The following is an 18,198-nucleotide window of genomic DNA, read 5'->3' on the forward strand; positions in this document are numbered from 1 at the left end:
ATCGTCATGAGTCCACACAACCCTTGATGATCACGCGGTGGCCGTTCCAGTTCTCACGCGGGTCCGACCCAAGATCGCGAAGTCACACTGGAGTACTAGCCACTCGCACCTAAAACGGAAAACCCCCTGAGAGCCACCCAGGGGGGTTTTCCGGATTACCTAAGAGGTGGCTTGCGTGACCTCGACCCAATCCAGGATCACTTCACACTGGTTACCGGTCTCACACGAGATCTTGATTTCGTTCTGACCAGGTTGCAGAGTGACCGGCGCCCAGGTGGTCTGCCAGTTCTTCTCCCAGCTCGGGTCAGTAGACTTGATAAAGTTCTTCAAGCCAATCGGCTGGCTGTTCTTCTTTCCATTGACCGCCAGAGTGGCATCAGCATCCTTGGCCGGAACCGCATATCGAACGGCAAGGCGATACTCCCCCTCGCCCTTCATCTCCGCCCGCCAGGTCACGGATGAGCCGACGTGGTTGAAGCCGGTGACATACGCACCGTTACCCCCCTGGGCCCCTTCGATCGAACTTTCCACGGTGGCTGGGCCGCCCAGCGTCAGCGTCGCCGCGTCCTGCTTCGGCAGCTCGACCGGCTTCGGCGTCTCCTTGGGCTTCTTCTCCGGCTTCTTCGACTCCTCGACCTGGCCCGCCGAGCCCTGCGAGGTGGACGCCTCGTCCTTCTTGTCGTCCTTGTCGCCGTCGTCGCCCGTGAGCAGGGCGGCGCCGATGCCGATGACGACGACCGCGACCACGGCGACCGCCGCGATCAGGAGTGCCTTCGTGTTCGGGCCGCCGCGGCCCGGACCGCCGCCGTGGCCGCCCTGCGCCGGAGGCTGTCCGCCGGACGCGCCGCCGGGGTAGGTCTCGGGGGCCGCGTACTGCGGGTTCGGCCGGTTGTACTGCTGTGCGGGCTGGCCGTACTGCTGCTGGGGCGGGTAGCCGTAACCACCCTGCTGCGGCGGCACCTGCTGCTGGCCGTACTGGCGCTCGCCGACGGCACGCACCTGGTTGTAGGACGTTCTGGGCACACCCGGCTGGGCGGCCGGACCCGGGTAGCCGTAGCCGCCCTGGCCGGGCGCCTGGGCGCCTGCCGCCTGTCCGTCCGCGTACAGATAGCCGAACGGATCGTCGTCCTCGGGCTTGCTCGCGCCGTTGTTTCCGGCCGTCATCCCTGGGTCACTCCTCACCATGTCGCCAGCCGTCGCCGACCGGCCGAGCCTACCTCGAACGGAGCAGCCCCCGAGTTGCGCTCGTCGACCGGGGCGGCCCTGGGGGAACGGGTACGGGGTAGGGGGAGAAACGGGTCGTGAACGTCATCCGGCCCTGCGGTGAACCTTCGACCGGGACCGCTTCTCCACGTACATCCGCTGGTCGGCGGAGCGCAGGACCTCTTCCACGGTCATTCCGCACTCGGCCCAGCCGATGCCGAAACTCGCCCCGACCCGGACCGCGCGACCGTCGACCCTTATGGGGGGAATGATGGCATTCCTCAGACGAACGGCCAGGTCAGCCGCGTCCGCCGCTCCGAGGCCGTCGGCGAGGACGACGAATTCGTCACCTCCGAGCCGGGCGACGGTGTCGCCGTCCCGCACACAGGTGCTCAGCCGCCGGGCGACCTCGATGAGCACGGCGTCGCCGGTGTGGTGTCCGAAGCGGTCGTTGATGGACTTGAAGCCGTCGAGGTCGCAGAAGAGGACCGCGAGCCCCTTCGTCCCGTCGTCACGCTCCGGATCCGGGGCCACCGTGTGCACATGGTGGTCGAAGGGCCCGCCGCCACCGGGGACCACCTCGCCCTCGTAGCCGTCGGCCTGGTAACCGTGGGTCAGCGACGACTCGACGTCCCCGTACGCCGCGTCCAGCGCCTCGATCGCGGTCGCGGCCGGGGAGTGCGGGCGCTCGCAGATCCGGGCACTGAGCCGCGACTTCAGCTCGGCACTGTTGGGCAGCCCGGTCAGCGCGTCGTGCGAGGCGCGGTGGGCGAGGTTCAGCTCGTGCCGCTTGCGCTCCTCGATGTCCTCGACATGCGTGAGCAGGAAGCGCGGGCCGTCGGCGGCGTCGGCGACGACCGAGTTGCGGAGCGAGACCCAGAGGTAGGTGCCGTCCCGGCGGCTCAGCCGCAGCTCGGCCCGGCCGCCCTCGGCGGAGGTGCGCAGCAGGGTGCCGATGTCCTCGGGGTGGACCAGGTCGGCGAAGGAGTAGCGGCGGAGCACCGAGGCGGGGCGGCCGAGCAGCCGGCACAGGGCGTCGTTGGTGCGCAGCAGCCGGCCGTGCTGGTCGCCGCCCATCTCGGCGATGGCCATGCCGCTGGGCGCGTACTCGAAGGCCTGCCGGAAGGACTCCTCGCTGGCCCGCAGCGCCTGCTGCTCCCGTTCCAGGCGGACCAGGGCACGCTGCATGTTGGCCCGCAGACGGGCGTTGCTGATCGCGATGGCGGCCTGGGAGGCGTACATCTGGAGCGCTTCGCGCCCCCACGCGCCGGGGCGGCGTCCATTGCGCGGCCGGTCGACGGATATGACCCCGAGGAGGTCCCGGCCGCCCCCGGAGGCGTACATCGGGGCGTAGAGCCGGTCCAGCGGGTGCCACTCGTCCTCGAACCGGGGTTCGGGCCCCTCGGTGTGCCACTGGGGTACGTCGTCGTCGAGGAGGACCCAGCCCTCGGTGTGCGGGATGAACCGGAGGTCGTCCCAGGCCTCACCCATGGAGAGCCGCCGTTCCCAGGAGGCACGGGAGCCGACGCGGCCGGTGATCAGCGCCTCGGCGGCGGCGTTGCCCGCGAAGGCGGCGATGACGAGGTCGCCGTCCGGCCGGACCAGGTTGACGCAGCCCAGCTCGTAACCGAGGCCCTCGACGATCCCGTCGGCCACGGCCTGCAGCGTGTCCGCCAGACTCCGCGCCGTATTGAGATCAGCGACGGCCTGATGCAGCTGCCGCATGGTCGCAAGGCGGACGTACGGTTCCGACTCGGCCTCCATTGCTCGCACTCCCCGAGACCTCGACAGCAACTCCAGGTTTCATATCGACGTACTTGTTGCAGTGTCACGGCCACTGAATCACAGTGAGCTGTGCACCCGGTACACAGGGTCAGCAGAAAATGGACTCTGTGACTCAAGTCACAACAGATGCCCGGGTGGTGCCGGTGACTCACGGCGACGGTGGTCGTTCGGCGGTCACCGGGAGGGACCGGTTCCCGTTGTGTGCGCCCGCGCACGCCCTCCTTCCGGGGGTCAGGGCCCGGGGGCCCGGGGTCCTAGGACCGGCCTGGTCCCCTGGCCCGATGCGACCACCCCGCCGCCGCGGTTAGCGTCTGGGTGTGCTCCAGACGAAACCCCCCACCCCGCGACCCGAGCCCATCCCCCATGCTGAGGGAGTGAGCAACGACGAGTTCCGCGCCGCTCTCGCGCGGCTGGCCGCCGGGGTGGTGCTGGTCACCGCCCAGGAGCCGCCCCTCGACGAGGACGGCCGGGGCGAGGACGTGGGCATGACGGCGACCGCCTTCATGTCCGTGTCCCTGGAACCGCCCCTGGTGACGGTGAGCCTGCGCAACGGCTCCCGGATGGACGACCTGCTGGACGAGCAGCCGCTGTGGGCGGTCTCCGTCCTGGCCGCGAGCCAGCGGCACATCGCGGGCCGCTTCGCCATGAAGGGCCGGATCAGCGACCGGCTGCTGTTCGAGGACGTCGCGTACGTACGGGGCGAGGTGACGCACGCCCCGCTGATCGGCGGGGCGCTGGCGACGCTGGAGTGCCGCACCGAGCAGCGCGTGGTGGCCGGGGACCACACCCTGGTGATCGGGCGGGTGCTCACGGCGGACCTGCCGAGCCCGGAGGGCGACCCCCTGACGTACTTCAAGGGGCGCTACCGCCAGGTGGGCTGACGGCGGGCGCTACCGCCGGTCGGGCTGACGGCGCACCGCCTGCGGAGTCACCAGTCGCGGCCCGAGCGCCCGCGCTTGGTGTCGCCGCGCTGCTTCTTCTCACGCAGCCTGCGCTCGTTGATCCCGCGCGGGATCTTCCGCTTGATCCGGGGCTTGGGCGGCGGCGCCGTGGCCTCGGCCAGGAGGGCGGCGAGCCGCACGGCGGCCGTCTCGCGGTTGCGCCACTGGGAGCGGTGCTCGGAGGCCCGTACGGAGACCACCCCGCCCACCAGCCTGCCCGCGAGCCGCTCCAGCGCCCGCGCCTTCCACACCTCGGGGAGCGCGTCGGTCGCCGCCAGGTCGAAGCGCAGCTCCACCTGGGAGTCGCTGGTGTTGACGTGCTGACCGCCGGGCCCGGAGGACCGCGAGAAACGCCACGTGAGCTCGGCCTCCGGGAGGGAGACCGAGCCGCGGATGACATAGGGCCCGGACATGACACCCATGGTCCCTTCCCCGCGCACCGTTCGTCACCCTCTTTTGCGCCCGGAGCCCGCTGCCAGGTGTCTCATCAGGACGAAGTTCGGCAAAGAAAGTAAAGCGACCAGGAACCTCGTGGTCTGCTGCTTGCGTTATGACGGGTGACGGTAGCTTTCGTGATGGCACGAAGCCCGCACACGACGAGGAAAGGGACATCCCATGGCAGTAAGCCTGTCCAAGGGCGGCAACGTCTCGCTCACCAAGGAGGCACCGGGCCTTACCGCCGTCACGGTCGGCCTCGGCTGGGACGTCCGCACCACCACCGGCACCGACTTCGACCTCGACGCCTCGGCGATCGCGGTCAACCCGGGCGGGAAGGTCGTCTCGGACGGCCACTTCGTCTTCTTCAACAACAAGGCGACGCCGGACCAGACCATCGTGCACACCGGTGACAACGTCACGGGTGAGGGCGAGGGCGACGACGAGCAGATCAACGTCAACCTGGCGGGCCTGCCGGCCGACGTGGACAAGATCGTCTTCCCGGTCTCCATCTACGACGCCGAGACCCGCAGCCAGAACTTCGGCCAGGTCCGCAACGCGTTCATCCGCATCCTCAACCAGGCCGGCGGCGCCGAGATCGCCCGCTACGACCTGAGCGAGGACGCCGCCACCGAGACCGCCATGGTCTTCGGCGAGCTCTACCGCAACGGCGCCGAGTGGAAGTTCCGCGCGGTCGGCCAGGGGTACGCCTCCGGCCTGAGCGGCATCGCCCGCGACTTCGGCGTCAACCTCTGACCCGAGCGCACATCCGCCTCACCCGCTTCACCCTGCTTCACGGGAGCCCCCGGCCGCCTTCGCGGCCGGGGGCTCCGGCGCGTGTGAGGGTCGGTCACGTCACCAGCCGCGCACGGTGAAAAGCCGCCACTTCACCGAATACCGGACCTGTTCGGCGCGGACAGCGAGGAGCTGAAGGCGGTCTCGGCCACCTGGACCGGGGTCGACGTCAAGTAACCCCAGCCGTGAGGAACACGGGAGCCGGTCAGCTCTCCACGGGCGGCCGGCTCCCGCCGTACAGCCAGGCGTCCCACAGCTCCGGCGACGGTCGCCAGATAGCTCGCCATCGGTTCGGCGGTCCCCCAGCGGTAGACGGTGCGGCCGTTCACCGTACGCCGGGAGACCAACTCCCCGTTGGAGACGGCCGCCAGCGGTTCGGGAACGGTGATCCCGATGTCGTACGCGGCCTTGTCGCCCGGGTGGTGGTTGCCGGGGAACCAGGCCATGGAGCCGGTCGGCTCGCCGAGGGCCACCGCCCCGTCCGCCGCCCGCAGCCAGCCCTCCTGCTCGTCGTCCGCGTCGGTGATGGCCTGCGGGGAGCCGGAGTAGCGCACGACGGTCGTGAACGTGCGCCCCTTGCGCAGCCGGTCCTCCACCGCCGCGCCCGGACGGATCGTCAGCTCCCTGCCCGCCCGGTTCACGGCGGCCGGAAGCCCCTGGACGGTGGCGCTCTCCACATCGAGCCTGCCGGGTCGGAGCGGAAGGCGCTCAGGTCCTGGGTGGCGCGGGCGGTGATCGTGGCCGTGCCGCGCAGCTGGCCGACGGCGGGGTCGACGTCGAGCTCCAGGCCGTAGTGGGTGACGTGCCGCCGCGCGGGCCCGACCCTCACGGCGGTCACCCCGCTCCCGGAGGCCGCACCGTTCGCCGTCATCGAGGCCGTGGCCGGCTGCCCCGCGCCGAGCGGCCCTCGCACACCAGACATTGTTGAGGTGCGCGCGAAGACAGGACTTCCGGAGCGAACCCGGCGATCAGATCTCCGCGAGCACCGCGTCGACGGTCGTCGCCGTAACGGCCCGCTCGAACCACACGTCGAGCACCGTGAGGTCCTTGCAGGCGGTGATCCGCTGCCGTGCTTCATCCGGCACCGTGACACCGCGCACCGCGAGAATCCGCAGAATGTCCTCGGCCCGGCCTTCGACACGGCCTTCGACGCGGCCTTCGAGGCGGCCTTCGTCGCGGCCTTCGTCGCGGAAGCTCTCGGCGACGAAGCCGCGGAAGTGACTGAGACCAGTGCCCATCAGGTTCCTCCAGATCTCGCGGGCCGGGGTGGCTCCCAGACCCGCCTCGGTGAATTCGGCGAAGACCGCTGCGGCATCGGCGTCCGTGGCCCGGAGCGCCTCGGCAAGAGCTTCCAGTATGACAGCGATGCCATGATCGTCACTATGAGTGATCGCTGAGAAGACGGCCATCGGGATGTCGTCGGCCGCCCTGGCGGCGTCCGTGACCATGGGTACGTTGTGCGGCCCGAGCACCAGGGGGAGAACGACCAGGCTCGGGTGCTTGTCCAGGCCGATACGGATCGGCTCGGCCGCCCACTCCGCCGTCCCCTTGTCCCGGCAGACGACCAGGAGCACGCACGGGTAGCGGAACTTCGCGTAGAGGTGGGCGAGGTAGTACGCCCAGCTACTGCGCTTGTCCGGGTCCTTCCTGCCCTGAGCCTCGATCGCCAGCAACAGGGAGCCCCCGTCGGCCACGTCGATGCGCAGCAGCGTGTCCACGTGTCGTTCGAGGGGTCTGATCTCCGTGAGATCCGTGTCCATGAGCGACACCGCGACGGGTTCCGGAAAAGGGATGCCCAAGGTGCGGAAAGCACTCGCGAATAAACCCGGGCTCTCCTGGAAGATCCGATGATGAGCCTCATGAGGCGAACTGACCATGTGCCGGAGACTAGAGACCGATCGGCATATGCGTCCGACATATCCGCACGGCTTCACTCGATCGTGGTGGCCCGCCTCGGACGGGCATGACACCATCGATCCGTGCTCGACATCGGCTACTCCCTCTCCCGCCGCTTCCCCGACCCCCCGCAGACCGACTACCGCCGCGCGGACGTCCGCGCGCTGCGGCACGATCTGTTCTCCGGCGACGTCTACCTCGCGGACACCAAGGCGGACCGCGAGGTGTCCACAGCCTGGGGATGGGTGCCGGTGCTCGACTTCGCGTGGGCGCTGTGCGACATCGTCGAGCAGATCGACCAGGACCCGCGCGGCAACCGCTCGCACCGGCAGCAGTACGCGGAGCTGGACTTCACCGAGTCCTCGGACCGGATGCTGTTCGAGCGGCGCTTCGGCTGGGTCGACGTCGAGGCGGACTGGATGCCCGGCGACGAGCCCCCGCTCACCTTCAGCCACTCCCTCCTGCGCCGCGAGGCCCGCGACTTCCTGCACGACCTGATCGCCGATCTGGCCGACATGCACGAGGGCCTCGCCGACAACCCCGTGATCTGGGACCTCCAGGCCCGCTTCCCCCGTTTGTGAAGCCCCGGGGCCCGCTTCCTCGCCTGTGAGGCCCGGGATTCGCTTCCTCGCCTGTGAGGCCCCCGGGGTTCGCTCACCCCTCCACCCGCACCCCGATCTGCGCCGCGAACGCCGGAGCCAGCTCCATCAACTGCGACGGGCTGATCACCGCACCCGCCAGCCGGTCCACGCCCCGGGCGATGTCCAGCTCGGCCACCGCGCGCAGGTCCACCGACTCCATCCGGACCCCGCTGAAGTCCGCCCGCTTCAGCACGCAGTCACGGAACTCGACCCGGACCAGGTGCGCGTCCCCGAAGTCCGGCTCGGAGAGCACGCAGCCCTCGAAGACGACGTCCTTCAGCCGTGCCTTGCGCAGATTCATGTAGTCGATCTTGCCGCCGCGCACCACCACCCGCTCCAGCACCGCCCCGTGCAGCTGCACCCCGCCCAGCCGCGCGTCCACCACCTCCACGTCCCGCAGCGACGCCTCCGCGAGGTCCGTGCCCACGCCCCGTACGCCCGTCAGCACCGTGTCGATGAAGCGGGCCCGCGCCAGCTCCGCACGGTCCAGGCCGCAGTGGTCCAGGGCGCAGTCCATGAACCGGGCGCCCCGGCCCGACGCGTCCGCCAGGTCGACCCCGTCGAACCGCACCCCGTCGTAGTCCCCGTCCGGCTCCAGGCCCTCGCCGTCGTACGGAACGAGCGGCGGCAGCCGCACCTCCGGACGCCGCGCCGCCGCGACGGCGTCCTTCCTGCTTCCGGCCGCCGCCGTCGTCCTGGCCGTCCTGGTCGTCCTGCCCGCGCTCGCTGCCATGTCCCCATCGTGACGCACCCCACTGACACCGCCCCGGCGACCGTGTCACGAGCGGCCGCCCCGGATCCCTCGCATCATCGAAGATGCGACGGAGATCCAGTCATGGAGCAAATTCTCGTCATCGGCGGCGGCCTGCGCGCCCTGGAGACCCGCGCCCTCGCCGAGGCGGCCACCGCCCACCGGGCCCTGGAGACCCGCGGCACGATGGGCAAGGTGGTCCTGGAGCCATGACCAGCGCGAGCAACCTGACCAGCGCGATCAGACTGACCAGCCTGACCAGCCGACCGGCCGGGCCGAAGTGGCTAGGGGGCGCCGTCGGCGGCGCCCAGCCGCGCCAACGGCCCGTCCGTCAGCCGGTACACCGTCCACTCGTCCTGCGGCCGTGCGCCCAGCGACTCGTAGAACGCGATGGCCGGCTCGTTCCAGTCGAGCACCGACCACTCCAGCCGCTGGTAGCCGCGCTCCACGCAGATCCGCGCCAGCTCCGTCAGCAGCGCCCTGCCGTGTCCGCCGCCCCGCCGTTCGGGGCGGACGTACAGGTCCTCCAGGTAGATGCCGTGGACCCCGCGCCAGGTGGAGAAGTTGAGGAACCACAGGGCGAAGCCGATCACCTCGCCGCAGTCGTCGGCCGTCGCGACGTGCGCGTACACGGCGGGCCGGTCGCCGAACAGCGCCTGGTGCAGCTGCTCCTCGGAGGCGACGACCTCGTCGAGGGCCTTCTCGTACGCGGCGAGTTCGCGCACCAGGGAGTGCAGGGCGGGAATGTCGTCAGGGGTAGCGGTACGGATCATGGGCGCAGCGTAAGCAGCCGGGAGACGGCGCCCGTCACCGCCCCAGCAGTCGCCGCGCGATCTCCGCATGGTCGGGGGCGATCCGCTCCTCCCCGCTCCCGGCCGCCCACAGCCCGGTCTGGAGCACCCTCCCCAGCGTCCAGGCCCGCGCCCGCTCCCGGTCGTGCTCCAGGCCCAGCGCCTCCGTCAGCGCGTCGAACCGCCACACCACCTCCTCCGCGTCGAAGAGGTTGTCCAGCGCCGGGAACAGCTCGAAGCCCGGGTCTCCGGCGAGCGGCTTCGGGTCGAGCGCCACCCACCGATCCGCCCGCCCCGCGTCAGCGCGCCCGGCCAGGACGTTGTCGTAGTGCAGGTCCCAGTGCAGCAGCCGGTCCCCCGGCTCCCCCGCGACCTCCCGCACCGCCGCCGCGCAGTCCGCGAGCAGCCGCCGGTCCGCCTCGTCGGCCAGCAGGCCCACCCGCTCCGGCACCGTCGCGAGCATCCGCTCCGCCACCCCGCCCAAGGTGCGCAGCCCCTGCGGCGCGGGCACCGCCACCAGCCGGGCCAGCACCGCGCCGAGGGCCGCCACCGCGCCCCGCACATCGGTCTCGCCGGACAGCGGCCGCCGCTCGTCGAGCCGTTCCAGCAGCAGCGCACCGGTCTCCGGATCGTGGTCGAGCAGCTCCACCGCCCCGGCCCCGGCGGCCGACCACGCCCGCAGCGCGACCGGCTCGTCCACCGTCTCCTCGTCCACCGCCTGGAGCTTCAGCGCGGCGGGCCGCCCGTCCGCCTCCCGCACCACCGGCAGGACCAGCGCGCACATCCCGTACATCGACGGGCCGTCCGGCCGCAGCCCCCACCGCTCCAGGAAGCTCTCGGCGAGGTCCGGCAGGGCCGCGACGAAGGCCCGGCCGGCCGCTCCGTTGCCGTGGGACTGCGTGGCGATCAGTTCCTCGGGGATGTCGATCACGCCACCGATCCTAGGGACGGGCCGGGCGGCGGGAGACGGAACGGCCCCGCGCGCAGTAACGTCCCGCCACACGTACGCTCGGCATCTCTCCGGACCGGGCAGGGACACCAGGGGCATCATGAGCACCGTCAGTACCGTCGTCGGCGGCATATCGTTCTGGTACGCGCAGGAGGGCACCCCCGCCCCGCGCGAACCCCTCCCCGGCGACACGAGCGTCGACGTCTGCATCGTCGGCGGCGGCTACACCGGCCTCTGGACGGCGTACTACCTGAAGAAGGCCGCCCCCTTCCTCAACATCACCGTCCTGGAAGCGAAGTTCTGCGGTTACGGGGCCTCCGGCCGAAACGGCGGCTGGCTGTACAACGGCATCGCGGGCCGCGACCGGTACGCCAAGCTGCACGGCCACGACGCCGCCGTGCGGCTCCAGAAGGCGATGAACGAGACGGTCGGCGAGGTCGTCCGGGCCGCCGCCGAGGAGAAGATCGACGCCGACATCCACCAGGGCGGCGTCCTGGAGGTGGCCCACACCCCCGCCCAGCTCGCCCGCCTCAAGGACTTCCACAGCGTCGAGATCGCCTTCGGGGAGACCGACCGGGTCCTGCGCGGCGCCCGCGAGACCGCCGAGCGCGTCCATGTGACCGGGGCCGTCGGCTCCACCTGGACCCCGCACGGGGCCCGGCTGCACCCCGCCAAACTGGTCAAGGGCCTCGCGGACGCGGTGGAGGCGCTCGGCGTCACCATCCACGAGTCGACGCCGGTCACCGAGATCGAGCCCAAGCACGCGGTGACGCCGTACGGCACGGTCCGCGCCCCGTACGTCCTGCGCTGCACCGAGGGCTTCACCGCGAGCCTCAAGGGCCAGAAGCGCACCTGGCTCCCGATGAACTCCTCCATGATCGTCACCGAGCCGCTGCCCGCCCGGATCTGGGACACGATCGGCTGGGAGGGCCGCGAGACGCTCGGCGACATGGCCCACGCCTACTTCTACGCCCAGCGCACCGCGGACGACCGCATCGCGCTCGGCGGACGCGGCCACCCGTACCGCTTCGGCTCGGCGACCGACGACGACGGCCGCACCCGGCCCGCCACCGTGGCCGCCCTGCGCGACCTGATGGTCAAGCTCTTCCCCACCACGGCGGGCGTCCACGTCGACCACGCCTGGTCCGGCGTCCTCGGCGTCCCCCGCGACTGGTGCGCCACGGTCACCCTGGACCGCTCCACGGGCCTGGGGTGGGCGGGCGGTTACGTCGGCTCCGGCGTCGCCACCGCCAACCTCGCCGCCCGCACCCTGCGCGACCTGATCCAGCAGGACTCCGGCCAGGCGGGTCCCACGGATCTCACCGCCCTGCCCTGGGTGAACCACAAGGTCCGCCGCTGGGAGCCGGAACCCTTCCGCTGGCTCGGCGTCCACGGCATGTACGCGGCCTACCGCGCCGCCGACCGCCGCGAGAGCACCTCGCCCCGCCCCGGCACGGACCCCGTCGCGAAGGCGGCGGACCGCATAGCGGGCCGCCACTGACCCGCCCACCCCTGGACCCGCGTTCTCCTCCGACTCCAGCCCGCCGATCTCGCCGGTGGCCGGCCGGGGCGGGACGGGCCGCGCGGGCGGTGGTGCCGCTGACAGGTCCTGATGACGAACACGGCCTCGGTCCTGGTCGGCTTCGCGACGTACGCCCAGTCCCTCGTCGTGCCCCAGCTGCTCCAGCTGCCCGAGGCCACCGGGTACGGCCTGGGGCAGTCGATGCTCGCGATGGGCCTGTGGATGGCTCCGGCGGGCCTGATGATGATGGCGATGTCCCCGGTCGGCGCGAAACTGTCCGCCGCCAAGGGCCCGAAGGTCACCCTGACCGTCGGCAGCCTCCTCATCGCGGCCGGCTACGGCCTGTCCGTGCCGCTGATCGGCGCGGACTCCCCGTGGAGCCTGCTGATCGTCACCCTCGTCTGCAACTCGGGCGTCGGCTTCGCGTACGGGCGATGCCCGCGCTCATCATGGGCGCGGTGCCCCGGTCCGAGACCGCGTCGGCGAACAGCTTCAACTCCCTGATGCGCTCGATCGGCACGTCGTTCGCCGCGGCGGTGATCGGTGTGGTCCTGGCCCGGATGACCACGGACTTCGGCGGCTTCCCGCTGGCCTCCCAGAACGGCTTCCGCGCGGCGATGCTGATCGGCTGCGGGGTGGGGCTCGCGGCGGCGGTCGTCGCCGCCCTCATCCCCGTACGCCCGGCGACCGCACTCCTCCGGCCGGCCGCCGCCTCCGGTCCGGCGGGTGCGCCCGAGCCGTCGAAGGCCAACGCCTGACCGACGTCCGAACGGAACACGGCCCGCTGCCCGGCGGCTGAACCGCCGGGCCCCGGGCCGGTCTTCGTACGGTGACGAGCGCCGTCGGGACGACGCGTCAGCGGGTGAGCCGCAGGAGCCGCCCCGACCTCGCCGCCGCCACCAGCTCCTCCACGGTGGCGAGCTTCACCCGGGGCCGCCCGTCGCGCCGCCCCCGTTCCCGTTCGGCACGGTCGATCGCGGCCAGGCCCCGGGCGTCCACGACCCGGCGGTTGCGCTGATGGGCCAGGCGCCGGAACGCCTTGGCGTCGCCCGTCGGAGCGGGCAGTGTCCCGGCGACCGCGTCGGCCAGGAGCGTGCCGACCGTCTCGGCCGCGCAGGTGCGGTTGGCGCCGATCCCGCCGGAGGGCCCTCGCTTGATCCAGCCGGCCACATAGCTGCCGGGCAGCCCCGCGACCCGGCCGCCCTCGTGCGGGACGGTGCCCGCGGCCTCGTCGAACGGCAGCCCGGGGACCGGCAGCCCCCGGTAGCCGATGGCCCGCAGCAGCAGCCCGGCGCCGAGGTCGGCCGTGCCCCCGCCGTCCGTGACGCGTACGGAGCGCACGCCCCCCTCGCCCAGGATCTCCACCGGCTCGGAGTGGAACCGGAGCACGATGCGCCGGTCCGCCCCTCGACCGGGCGCGGGGGACGCGGCCTCCGTCCGGACCCGGGGCAGCCCACGGAGCACTCCGGCCCGGTCGCCCGCCCCGGCCGCGTCGATCGCCGCCCCCGTCCGCGGATCGTGGTCGTCCACCACCAGTTCCACGTCCGGCAGATGCTTCAGCGCGAGGAGTTCGGAGCGGGTGTACGCGGCGTCCCCGGGACCCCGCCGCCCCAGCACCACCACCTCTCGGACCCGGCTCGCCCGCAGCGCCTCCAGCGCGTGGGCGGCGATGTCGGTGCCCGCGAGCGCCTCCGGGTCGGCGACCAGGATCCGGGCGACGTCGAGGGCGACGTTGCCGTTGCCCACCACGACGACCCGCTCGGCCGACAGGTCGGCACCCTGCGCGACCGCCTCCGGATGGGCGTTGTACCAGGCGACGAACGAGGTCGCCGACAGGCACCCGGGGCTGTCCTCACCCGGGACGCCGAGCCGCCGGTCCGTGGAGGCGCCGACCGCGTAGATCACCGCGTCGTGGTGGGCGGCCAGCTCCTGCACGGTGACGTCCCGGCCCACCTCGATGCCCAGGTGCATCCGGACCCGGGGATGGGAGTGGAAGCGGGAGAAGGTGTCGCCGGCCTTCTTCGTCGCGGGGTGGTCGGGGGCCACCCCGTACCGGACGAGCCCGCCGGCCACCGGCAGCCGGTCGATCAGGGTCACCTCGGCGGCGGTGTGCAGCAGAAGATCCTGCGCCGCGTACATCCCGGCCGGCCCGGTGCCGACGACGGCCACCCGCAGCGGCCCGAAGTCGGACGGCAGGCTGCGTCCGAAGGCCGGCTCGCCCCAGACATGGAAGTTGGGCCCGTCGACCTCGTCCCCGGTCGAAGGCCGCTCCTCGTCCTCGTAATAGGCGGCGTTGATCTCCGCGTACTCCCGCTGACCCGCCGGCAGCGCGTCGACCGGGAAGATCGCGTCCACCGGGCAGGCGTCGGCGCAGGCGCCGCAGTCGATGCACGCCCGGGGGTCGATGTGGAGCATCTCCGTGCTGCCGAAGGCGCGTTCCTCCGGTGTCGGGTGGATGCAGTTGACCGGGCACACGGCCACGCAGGTGGCGTCGTTGCAGCAGGTCTGGGTGATGGCGTAGGTCATGGCCCCGGCTCAGATCAGGTTCGCGCGCTTGTAGAACGCGAGGGCGGGCTTGGTGAGGAGGCGGGCGGAGGCCAGGAAGTCCATCAGCCCCGAACAGCTCGACCGCATCATCGACTTGTGGTGCTCGTTGCCCTTGGCGGCGGCCAGCGCCCGCTTCCGGTCCAGCCCGGCCCTCCGGTAGACCTCCGGGTTCACCATGCTGGTCACGATGAAGTACGAGGCGACGGCGACGACGAACGCGTTGATCTGCCGCCGCGCCCACCCGGCGCCTTCCAGGCGCTTGAGGGTCTCGTCCCGGGCGAACTTCATGTGCCGGGACTCCTCCACCACGTGGATGTTGTTGATGGTGCGGACGAACGGCACGACCCGCTCGTCGCGCATCCAGTCCCGCTGCATCACGTCGAGGACTTCCTCGGCGACCAGGATCGCCGCGTACGCCGCCTCGCCGAACGCCAGCGTCTTGAAGGCCCTGCCCAGCTCCATCACCGCGCGGCGGGGGCGGTAGTGGGGCGCGCCGAGCTTCTGCGCGCCACGCGCGAACATGATCGAGTGGCGGCACTCCTCGGCTATCTCGGTCAGCGCCCACTGGAACTCCGCGCCCGCCGGGTTCTTCATGTAGATGTCCCGCAGCACCATCTGCTGGAGGATCATCTCGAACCAGATCCCGGTACTGGCGACCGAGGCCGCCTCCTGCCGGGTGAGCTCCTTGCGCTGGCTCTCGGTCAGCTCACCCCAGTACGCGGTCCCGTAGAGACTGCTCCACTCCGGGCTCGCGCCGTGGAACTCCTTGTCCAGCGGCGTCTCCCAGTCCACCTCGGTGGCCGGGTCGTACGCCAGCTGCGCGGCCGAGTCGAGCAGCCGCCGCGCGACGTCGTCGCCCTCGGGGCTCTCCTGGACCTTCGACGGAACGGTGCTGCCGGCCATGCTGCGGCTCCTTGGGTCGAGTGCGGTGATCCTTGATCGTGGCGATGTGTGCGCGCGGCGTGGTGCCGTACGCACGGCGACTGCCCCGTCGCCCGGGCACCGGCCGGGTGCCCCACCCGCTTGTTAGACGCAAGGTATAACAAGGAGTCCGGGCCGCCTACCCCCCGGTAGAAATCGGCCCGGACCCTCACCCCGGCCCCACATCTCCTCGTCGGCTACCGGGGGTCCTGGCCGAACTTCGCGGTCGCCCAGAAGTAGCCGAGCACCACGAGCCCGAGGCTCCAGCCGACGGCGAGCCAGCCGTTGTGGCCGATCTCGCTGCCGAGCAGCAGGCCGCGCAGCGTCTCGATGGCCGGGGTGAACGGCTGGTACTCGGCGATCGGCCGGAACCACCCCGGCATCGTCTCCACCGGGATGAAGGCGCTGGACAGCAGCGGCAGCAGGATCATCGGCAGGGCGTTGTTGCCGGCGGCCTCGGCGTTCGGGCTGATCAGCCCCATGCCGACCGCGATCCAGGTGAGGGCCGAGGCGAAGAGCACGAGCAGCCCGAACGCCGCCAGCCACTCCAGGAGCGTGGCGTCCGTGGACCGGAAGCCGATCGCCACGGCGACGGCGCCGACCAGGACCACGCTCAGCACGCTCTGCAGCACGCTGCCGACGACATGCCCGACGAGCACCGAGCCGCGGTGGATGGCCATGGTGCGGAAGCGGGCGATGATGCCCTCGGTCGTGTCGTTGGAGACGGACACCGCGGTCCCGACCACGGTGGAGCCGATGGTCATCATCAGCAGCCCCGGGACGATGTAGGCGATGTAGTCGGCGCGGTCGGCCCCTGGGCCGCCGATGCCCGCGCTCATCACATCGCCGAAGACGTAGACGAAAAGCAGCAGGAGCATGACAGGTGTGAGGAGCAGGTTCAGCGTGAGCGAGGGGTAGCGCCGGGCGTGCAGGAGGTTGCGGCGCAGCATGGTGTTCGAGTCGCGTACGGCGAGGGCGAGGGTACTCATCGGAGGGCCTCCTTGGGCTGGTCGTTCCGGCCGGGCGCCCCGGATCCGGTGAGGGCGAAGAACACGTCGTCGAGGTCGGGGGTGTGCACGGTCAGCTCGTCGGCCTCGATCCCGGCCGCGTCCAGCCAGTCGAGGATGGAGCGCAGTTCACGCTGACTGCCGCCACTGGGGATCTGGAGCGACAGCGCCTCGGCGTCACCGGTGGCCTCGCGCAGGGCGAAGGCGGCTGACCGGTAGGCGTCCGGGTCGGTGAAGCGGAGCCTGACGTGCCCGCCGGGGACGATCCGCTTCAGCTCCTCGGCACTGCCCTCGGCGGCGATCCTCCCGTCGTTCAGCACGGCGATACGGTCGGCCAGCTCGTCGGCCTCCTCCAGGTACTGGGTGGTGAGGAAGACGGTGACGCCGCCCGCGACCAGTTCGCGGATGATCCCCCACATGGTGTGGCGGGAACGCGGGTCGAGACCCGTGGTCGGCTCGTCCAGGAAGATGATCCGCGGGGAGCCGACCAGCGTCATGGCGATGTCCAGGCGGCGCTTCATGCCGCCGGAGTAGCCGGCGGCAGGCTTCCTCGCCGCCTCCACGAGGTCGAAGCGCTCCAGCAGTTCGGCGGCGACCCGGCGGCCCTCCCGGCGCGGCAGGTGGTGCAGGTCGGCCATGAGCAGCATGTTCTCCTCACCGGTGATCAGCCCGTCCACGGCGGAGAACTGCCCGGTGACGCCGATCGCGGCGCGCACGGCCTGCGGGTCGGTGGCCACGTCATGCCCTCCGACGCGGAGTTCGCCCGCGTCGGCGGTGACGAGGGTGGAGAGGATGTTGACGGCGGTGGTCTTGCCCGCGCCGTTGGGGCCGAGCAGGGAGAAGACGGTGCCCTCGGGCACCGACAGGTCGATGCCGTCGAGCACGAGCTTGTCGCCGTAGGACTTGCGCAGTCCGGTGGCGGTGATCGCCTGCGTCGCGGCCCGGCCGGCGAGCGGCGCGGAGGCCCGGGTGACAGTCATGCTGATTCCCTTTCACGAGCGGTGGGTCGGGCGTGGGCGGTGCGGGACGCGGCGGAGCTCAGGCGCGGCGGACGATGATGTCGCCGGCCCCGCTCCGGGCGTGCACCTCGACGGTCTCGTCGGAGTCCTCGGGACCGGCGGCGGCGCCGAGCGAGTTGCGTACGGTGCCGAACTTGGGGTTCAGGTCGAGCCAGGCGGCGGTGCCCTCGTGGATGCCCACTTCGAGGTCGCCGACGGAGGTGCGCAGAGCGATGCGGCCACGGGTCACGTCGCCGACGCGGATGCGCCCGTTGGAGGAGTTCGCGTCGACCCCGGCATGGGCGACGCCGATCTCGATGCGCCCGTTGGCCGACTTGGCGACGACGTCGCCGTGCGCGACGCCCACGGAGATGTCGCCGTTGGCCGCGTTGACCTTCAGCGCACCGCCGATCTCGTCGATCCCGGTCGTACCGTTGCCGTTCTTGACGACCGCCGCCCCGGTGACCGCACCGACCTCGACCCGGCCGGATCCGACGACTTCGGCGTCCCCGGTGGTGCGGGCCAGCCGGATGTCGCCGTGGTCGGTCCTGAGCTCGGCGCGGGCCGCCTCGTCCACCTGGAGGTCGCCGAGCGAGGTCGTGAGCTTCACGTCCCCGAGGGGGCCTTCGCAGAAGAAGCCGCCCAGGGCGGAGGTGCCCCGTACGTCGGATCCGGCGGGCAGTTCGATGCTGACCACGACGGTGCCCGGCTTCCCGAAGAGCGACCGCTTCTTCGGGGTCCTGACGGTGAGACGGCCGCCCGAGCAGGTGACCTGGGTCTGCTGCACGGCGCGCACGTCGTCCTCGTCGGACCCGTTGCCCGGCAGCACCTCGACGACGGTGTCGGCGCGCTTGCCGGCGGTGACGCGGGCGGTGCCGGCGTCCAGCTCGACGACGGCGGAGATCGGCTCAGGAGTATCGAAAGAAGGCATGGCTGTCCCGTCCTCTTGGCTCGGTGAGTGATGAGTGATGGGTGATCAGTGGCATCGGCCGGATCGGCGATCCGCCCGTGAAGTG

16 protein-coding genes and 3 pseudogenes are annotated in these 18,198 nt (G+C 71.5%); 6 read left to right on the top strand and 13 right to left on the bottom strand.

Going from position 1 to position 18,198, the window contains the following annotated elements; translation table 11 throughout:
• Positions 1–159: 159 nt before the first annotated feature.
• Positions 160–1,164: a CBM35 domain-containing protein gene (locus IG90_RS0128180; RefSeq protein ID WP_030590395.1), complete on the bottom strand. Its 1,005-nt coding sequence runs from the start codon at positions 1,162–1,164 to the stop codon at positions 160–162.
• 144 nt (positions 1,165–1,308) lie between these two features.
• Positions 1,309–2,967, bottom strand: a complete 1,659-nt coding sequence (cdgB, locus tag IG90_RS0128185; RefSeq protein ID WP_030590397.1) for a diguanylate cyclase CdgB — start codon at positions 2,965–2,967, stop codon at positions 1,309–1,311.
• Positions 2,968–3,362: 395 nt separating this feature from the next.
• On the opposite strand from cdgB, the gene IG90_RS0128190 reads away from it, so the two are divergent.
• Positions 3,363–3,869: a flavin reductase family protein gene (locus tag IG90_RS0128190; protein ID WP_030590399.1), complete on the top strand. Its 507-nt coding sequence runs from the start codon at positions 3,363–3,365 to the stop codon at positions 3,867–3,869.
• A 47-nt stretch (positions 3,870–3,916) separates the two neighbouring features.
• Here IG90_RS0128190 and arfB read toward each other — a convergent pair whose 3' ends face one another.
• On the bottom strand, positions 3,917–4,342 hold the full coding sequence (gene arfB / locus IG90_RS0128195; protein WP_030590401.1) for an alternative ribosome rescue aminoacyl-tRNA hydrolase ArfB: 426 nt from the start codon (positions 4,340–4,342) through the stop codon (positions 3,917–3,919).
• A 202-nt stretch (positions 4,343–4,544) separates the two neighbouring features.
• Here arfB and IG90_RS0128200 point away from each other — a divergent pair, with 202 nt between their 5' ends.
• Positions 4,545–5,120, top strand: coding sequence for a TerD family protein (locus IG90_RS0128200; protein WP_030590403.1), 576 nt, complete (start codon positions 4,545–4,547; stop codon positions 5,118–5,120).
• Between the two features lie 251 nt (positions 5,121–5,371).
• On the opposite strand, the pseudogene IG90_RS39825 reads toward IG90_RS0128200, so the two are convergent.
• Positions 5,372–6,081, bottom strand: a pseudogene (locus IG90_RS39825) (gluzincin family metallopeptidase); the annotation flags it as partial.
• 46 nt (positions 6,082–6,127) lie between these two features.
• The gene (locus IG90_RS0128210; protein ID WP_030590406.1) at positions 6,128–7,036 is read right to left on the bottom strand and encodes an RpnC/YadD family protein; all 909 of its coding nucleotides are present in this window, start codon (positions 7,034–7,036) and stop codon (positions 6,128–6,130) included.
• Positions 7,037–7,138: 102 nt separating this feature from the next.
• Here IG90_RS0128210 and IG90_RS0128215 point away from each other — a divergent pair, with 102 nt between their 5' ends.
• Positions 7,139–7,636, top strand: coding sequence for a hypothetical protein (locus tag IG90_RS0128215; RefSeq protein WP_030590408.1), 498 nt, complete (start codon positions 7,139–7,141; stop codon positions 7,634–7,636).
• Positions 7,637–7,709: 73 nt separating this feature from the next.
• On the opposite strand, the gene IG90_RS0128220 is transcribed toward IG90_RS0128215, so the two are convergent.
• Complete coding sequence (locus tag IG90_RS0128220) at positions 7,710–8,429, bottom strand: pentapeptide repeat-containing protein (RefSeq protein ID WP_030590410.1); 720 nt, start codon at positions 8,427–8,429, stop codon at positions 7,710–7,712.
• A 123-nt stretch (positions 8,430–8,552) separates the two neighbouring features.
• On the opposite strand from IG90_RS0128220, the pseudogene IG90_RS43850 reads away from it, so the two are divergent.
• A pseudogene (locus IG90_RS43850) lies at positions 8,553–8,660 on the top strand (oxidoreductase); the annotation flags it as partial.
• Positions 8,661–8,731: 71 nt separating this feature from the next.
• Here the strand turns inward: IG90_RS43850 and IG90_RS0128230 are convergent.
• A complete protein-coding gene (locus IG90_RS0128230; protein ID WP_030590412.1) occupies positions 8,732–9,220 on the bottom strand; it encodes a GNAT family N-acetyltransferase in 489 nt (162 codons plus the stop codon).
• Between the two features lie 34 nt (positions 9,221–9,254).
• A complete protein-coding gene (locus IG90_RS0128235; RefSeq protein ID WP_030590415.1) occupies positions 9,255–10,169 on the bottom strand; it encodes an aminoglycoside phosphotransferase family protein in 915 nt (304 codons plus the stop codon).
• A 118-nt stretch (positions 10,170–10,287) separates the two neighbouring features.
• On the opposite strand from IG90_RS0128235, the gene IG90_RS0128240 reads away from it, so the two are divergent.
• Together IG90_RS0128240 and IG90_RS39830 are read left to right on the top strand one after the other, a co-directional pair.
• The gene (locus tag IG90_RS0128240) at positions 10,288–11,688 is read left to right on the top strand and encodes an NAD(P)/FAD-dependent oxidoreductase (protein WP_030590418.1); all 1,401 of its coding nucleotides are present in this window, start codon (positions 10,288–10,290) and stop codon (positions 11,686–11,688) included.
• Between the two features lie 102 nt (positions 11,689–11,790).
• A pseudogene (locus IG90_RS39830) lies at positions 11,791–12,467 on the top strand (MFS transporter); the annotation flags it as partial.
• 97 nt (positions 12,468–12,564) lie between these two features.
• On the opposite strand, the gene IG90_RS0128250 reads toward IG90_RS39830, so the two are convergent.
• The 5 genes from IG90_RS0128250 to IG90_RS0128270 all read right to left on the bottom strand — a co-directional run bounded on the left by IG90_RS0128250 (position 12,565) and on the right by IG90_RS0128270 (position 18,113).
• The gene (locus IG90_RS0128250; RefSeq protein ID WP_030590420.1) at positions 12,565–14,235 is read right to left on the bottom strand and encodes an FAD-dependent oxidoreductase; all 1,671 of its coding nucleotides are present in this window, start codon (positions 14,233–14,235) and stop codon (positions 12,565–12,567) included.
• 9 nt (positions 14,236–14,244) lie between these two features.
• Positions 14,245–15,159 carry an AurF N-oxygenase family protein gene (locus IG90_RS0128255; RefSeq protein WP_030590423.1) on the bottom strand — a complete coding sequence of 305 codons (915 nt, stop codon included), beginning with the start codon at positions 15,157–15,159 and terminating at the stop codon, positions 14,245–14,247.
• A 215-nt stretch (positions 15,160–15,374) separates the two neighbouring features.
• The gene (locus IG90_RS0128260; protein ID WP_030590426.1) at positions 15,375–16,166 is read right to left on the bottom strand and encodes an ABC transporter permease; all 792 of its coding nucleotides are present in this window, start codon (positions 16,164–16,166) and stop codon (positions 15,375–15,377) included.
• Positions 16,163–17,164, bottom strand: coding sequence for an ATP-binding cassette domain-containing protein (locus IG90_RS0128265; RefSeq protein ID WP_030590429.1), 1,002 nt, complete (start codon positions 17,162–17,164; stop codon positions 16,163–16,165). The genes IG90_RS0128260 and IG90_RS0128265 overlap by 4 nt, the downstream gene beginning before the upstream one ends.
• 58 nt (positions 17,165–17,222) lie before the next feature.
• On the bottom strand, positions 17,223–18,113 hold the full coding sequence (locus tag IG90_RS0128270) for a DUF4097 family beta strand repeat-containing protein (RefSeq protein ID WP_030590432.1): 891 nt from the start codon (positions 18,111–18,113) through the stop codon (positions 17,223–17,225).
• Positions 18,114–18,198 lie beyond the last annotated feature (85 nt).

This window comes from Streptomyces anulatus, assembly GCF_000721175.1.
Taxonomy (GTDB): Bacteria; Actinomycetota; Actinomycetes; order Streptomycetales; family Streptomycetaceae; genus Streptomyces; species Streptomyces anulatus_C.

Excerpts from the sequence above, each read along its gene's own strand:
- IG90_RS0128180 (WP_030590395.1), bottom strand. The coding sequence starts at position 1,164 with ATGACGGCCGGAAACAACGGCGCGAGCAAGCCCGAGGACGACGATCCG.
- cdgB (WP_030590397.1), bottom strand. The coding sequence starts at position 2,967 with ATGGAGGCCGAGTCGGAACCGTACGTCCGCCTTGCGACCATGCGGCAG.
- arfB (WP_030590401.1), bottom strand. The coding sequence starts at position 4,342 with ATGTCCGGGCCCTATGTCATCCGCGGCTCGGTCTCCCTCCCGGAGGCC.
- IG90_RS0128200 (WP_030590403.1), top strand. The coding sequence starts at position 4,545 with ATGGCAGTAAGCCTGTCCAAGGGCGGCAACGTCTCGCTCACCAAGGAG.
- IG90_RS0128210 (WP_030590406.1), bottom strand. The coding sequence starts at position 7,036 with ATGGTCAGTTCGCCTCATGAGGCTCATCATCGGATCTTCCAGGAGAGC.
- IG90_RS0128220 (WP_030590410.1), bottom strand. The coding sequence starts at position 8,429 with ATGGCAGCGAGCGCGGGCAGGACGACCAGGACGGCCAGGACGACGGCG.
- IG90_RS0128230 (WP_030590412.1), bottom strand. The coding sequence starts at position 9,220 with ATGATCCGTACCGCTACCCCTGACGACATTCCCGCCCTGCACTCCCTG.
- IG90_RS0128240 (WP_030590418.1), top strand. The coding sequence starts at position 10,288 with ATGAGCACCGTCAGTACCGTCGTCGGCGGCATATCGTTCTGGTACGCG.
- IG90_RS0128250 (WP_030590420.1), bottom strand. The coding sequence starts at position 14,235 with ATGACCTACGCCATCACCCAGACCTGCTGCAACGACGCCACCTGCGTG.
- IG90_RS0128255 (WP_030590423.1), bottom strand. The coding sequence starts at position 15,159 with ATGGCCGGCAGCACCGTTCCGTCGAAGGTCCAGGAGAGCCCCGAGGGC.
- IG90_RS0128260 (WP_030590426.1), bottom strand. The coding sequence starts at position 16,166 with ATGAGTACCCTCGCCCTCGCCGTACGCGACTCGAACACCATGCTGCGC.
- IG90_RS0128265 (WP_030590429.1), bottom strand. The coding sequence starts at position 17,164 with ATGACTGTCACCCGGGCCTCCGCGCCGCTCGCCGGCCGGGCCGCGACG.
- IG90_RS0128270 (WP_030590432.1), bottom strand. The coding sequence starts at position 18,113 with ATGCCTTCTTTCGATACTCCTGAGCCGATCTCCGCCGTCGTCGAGCTG.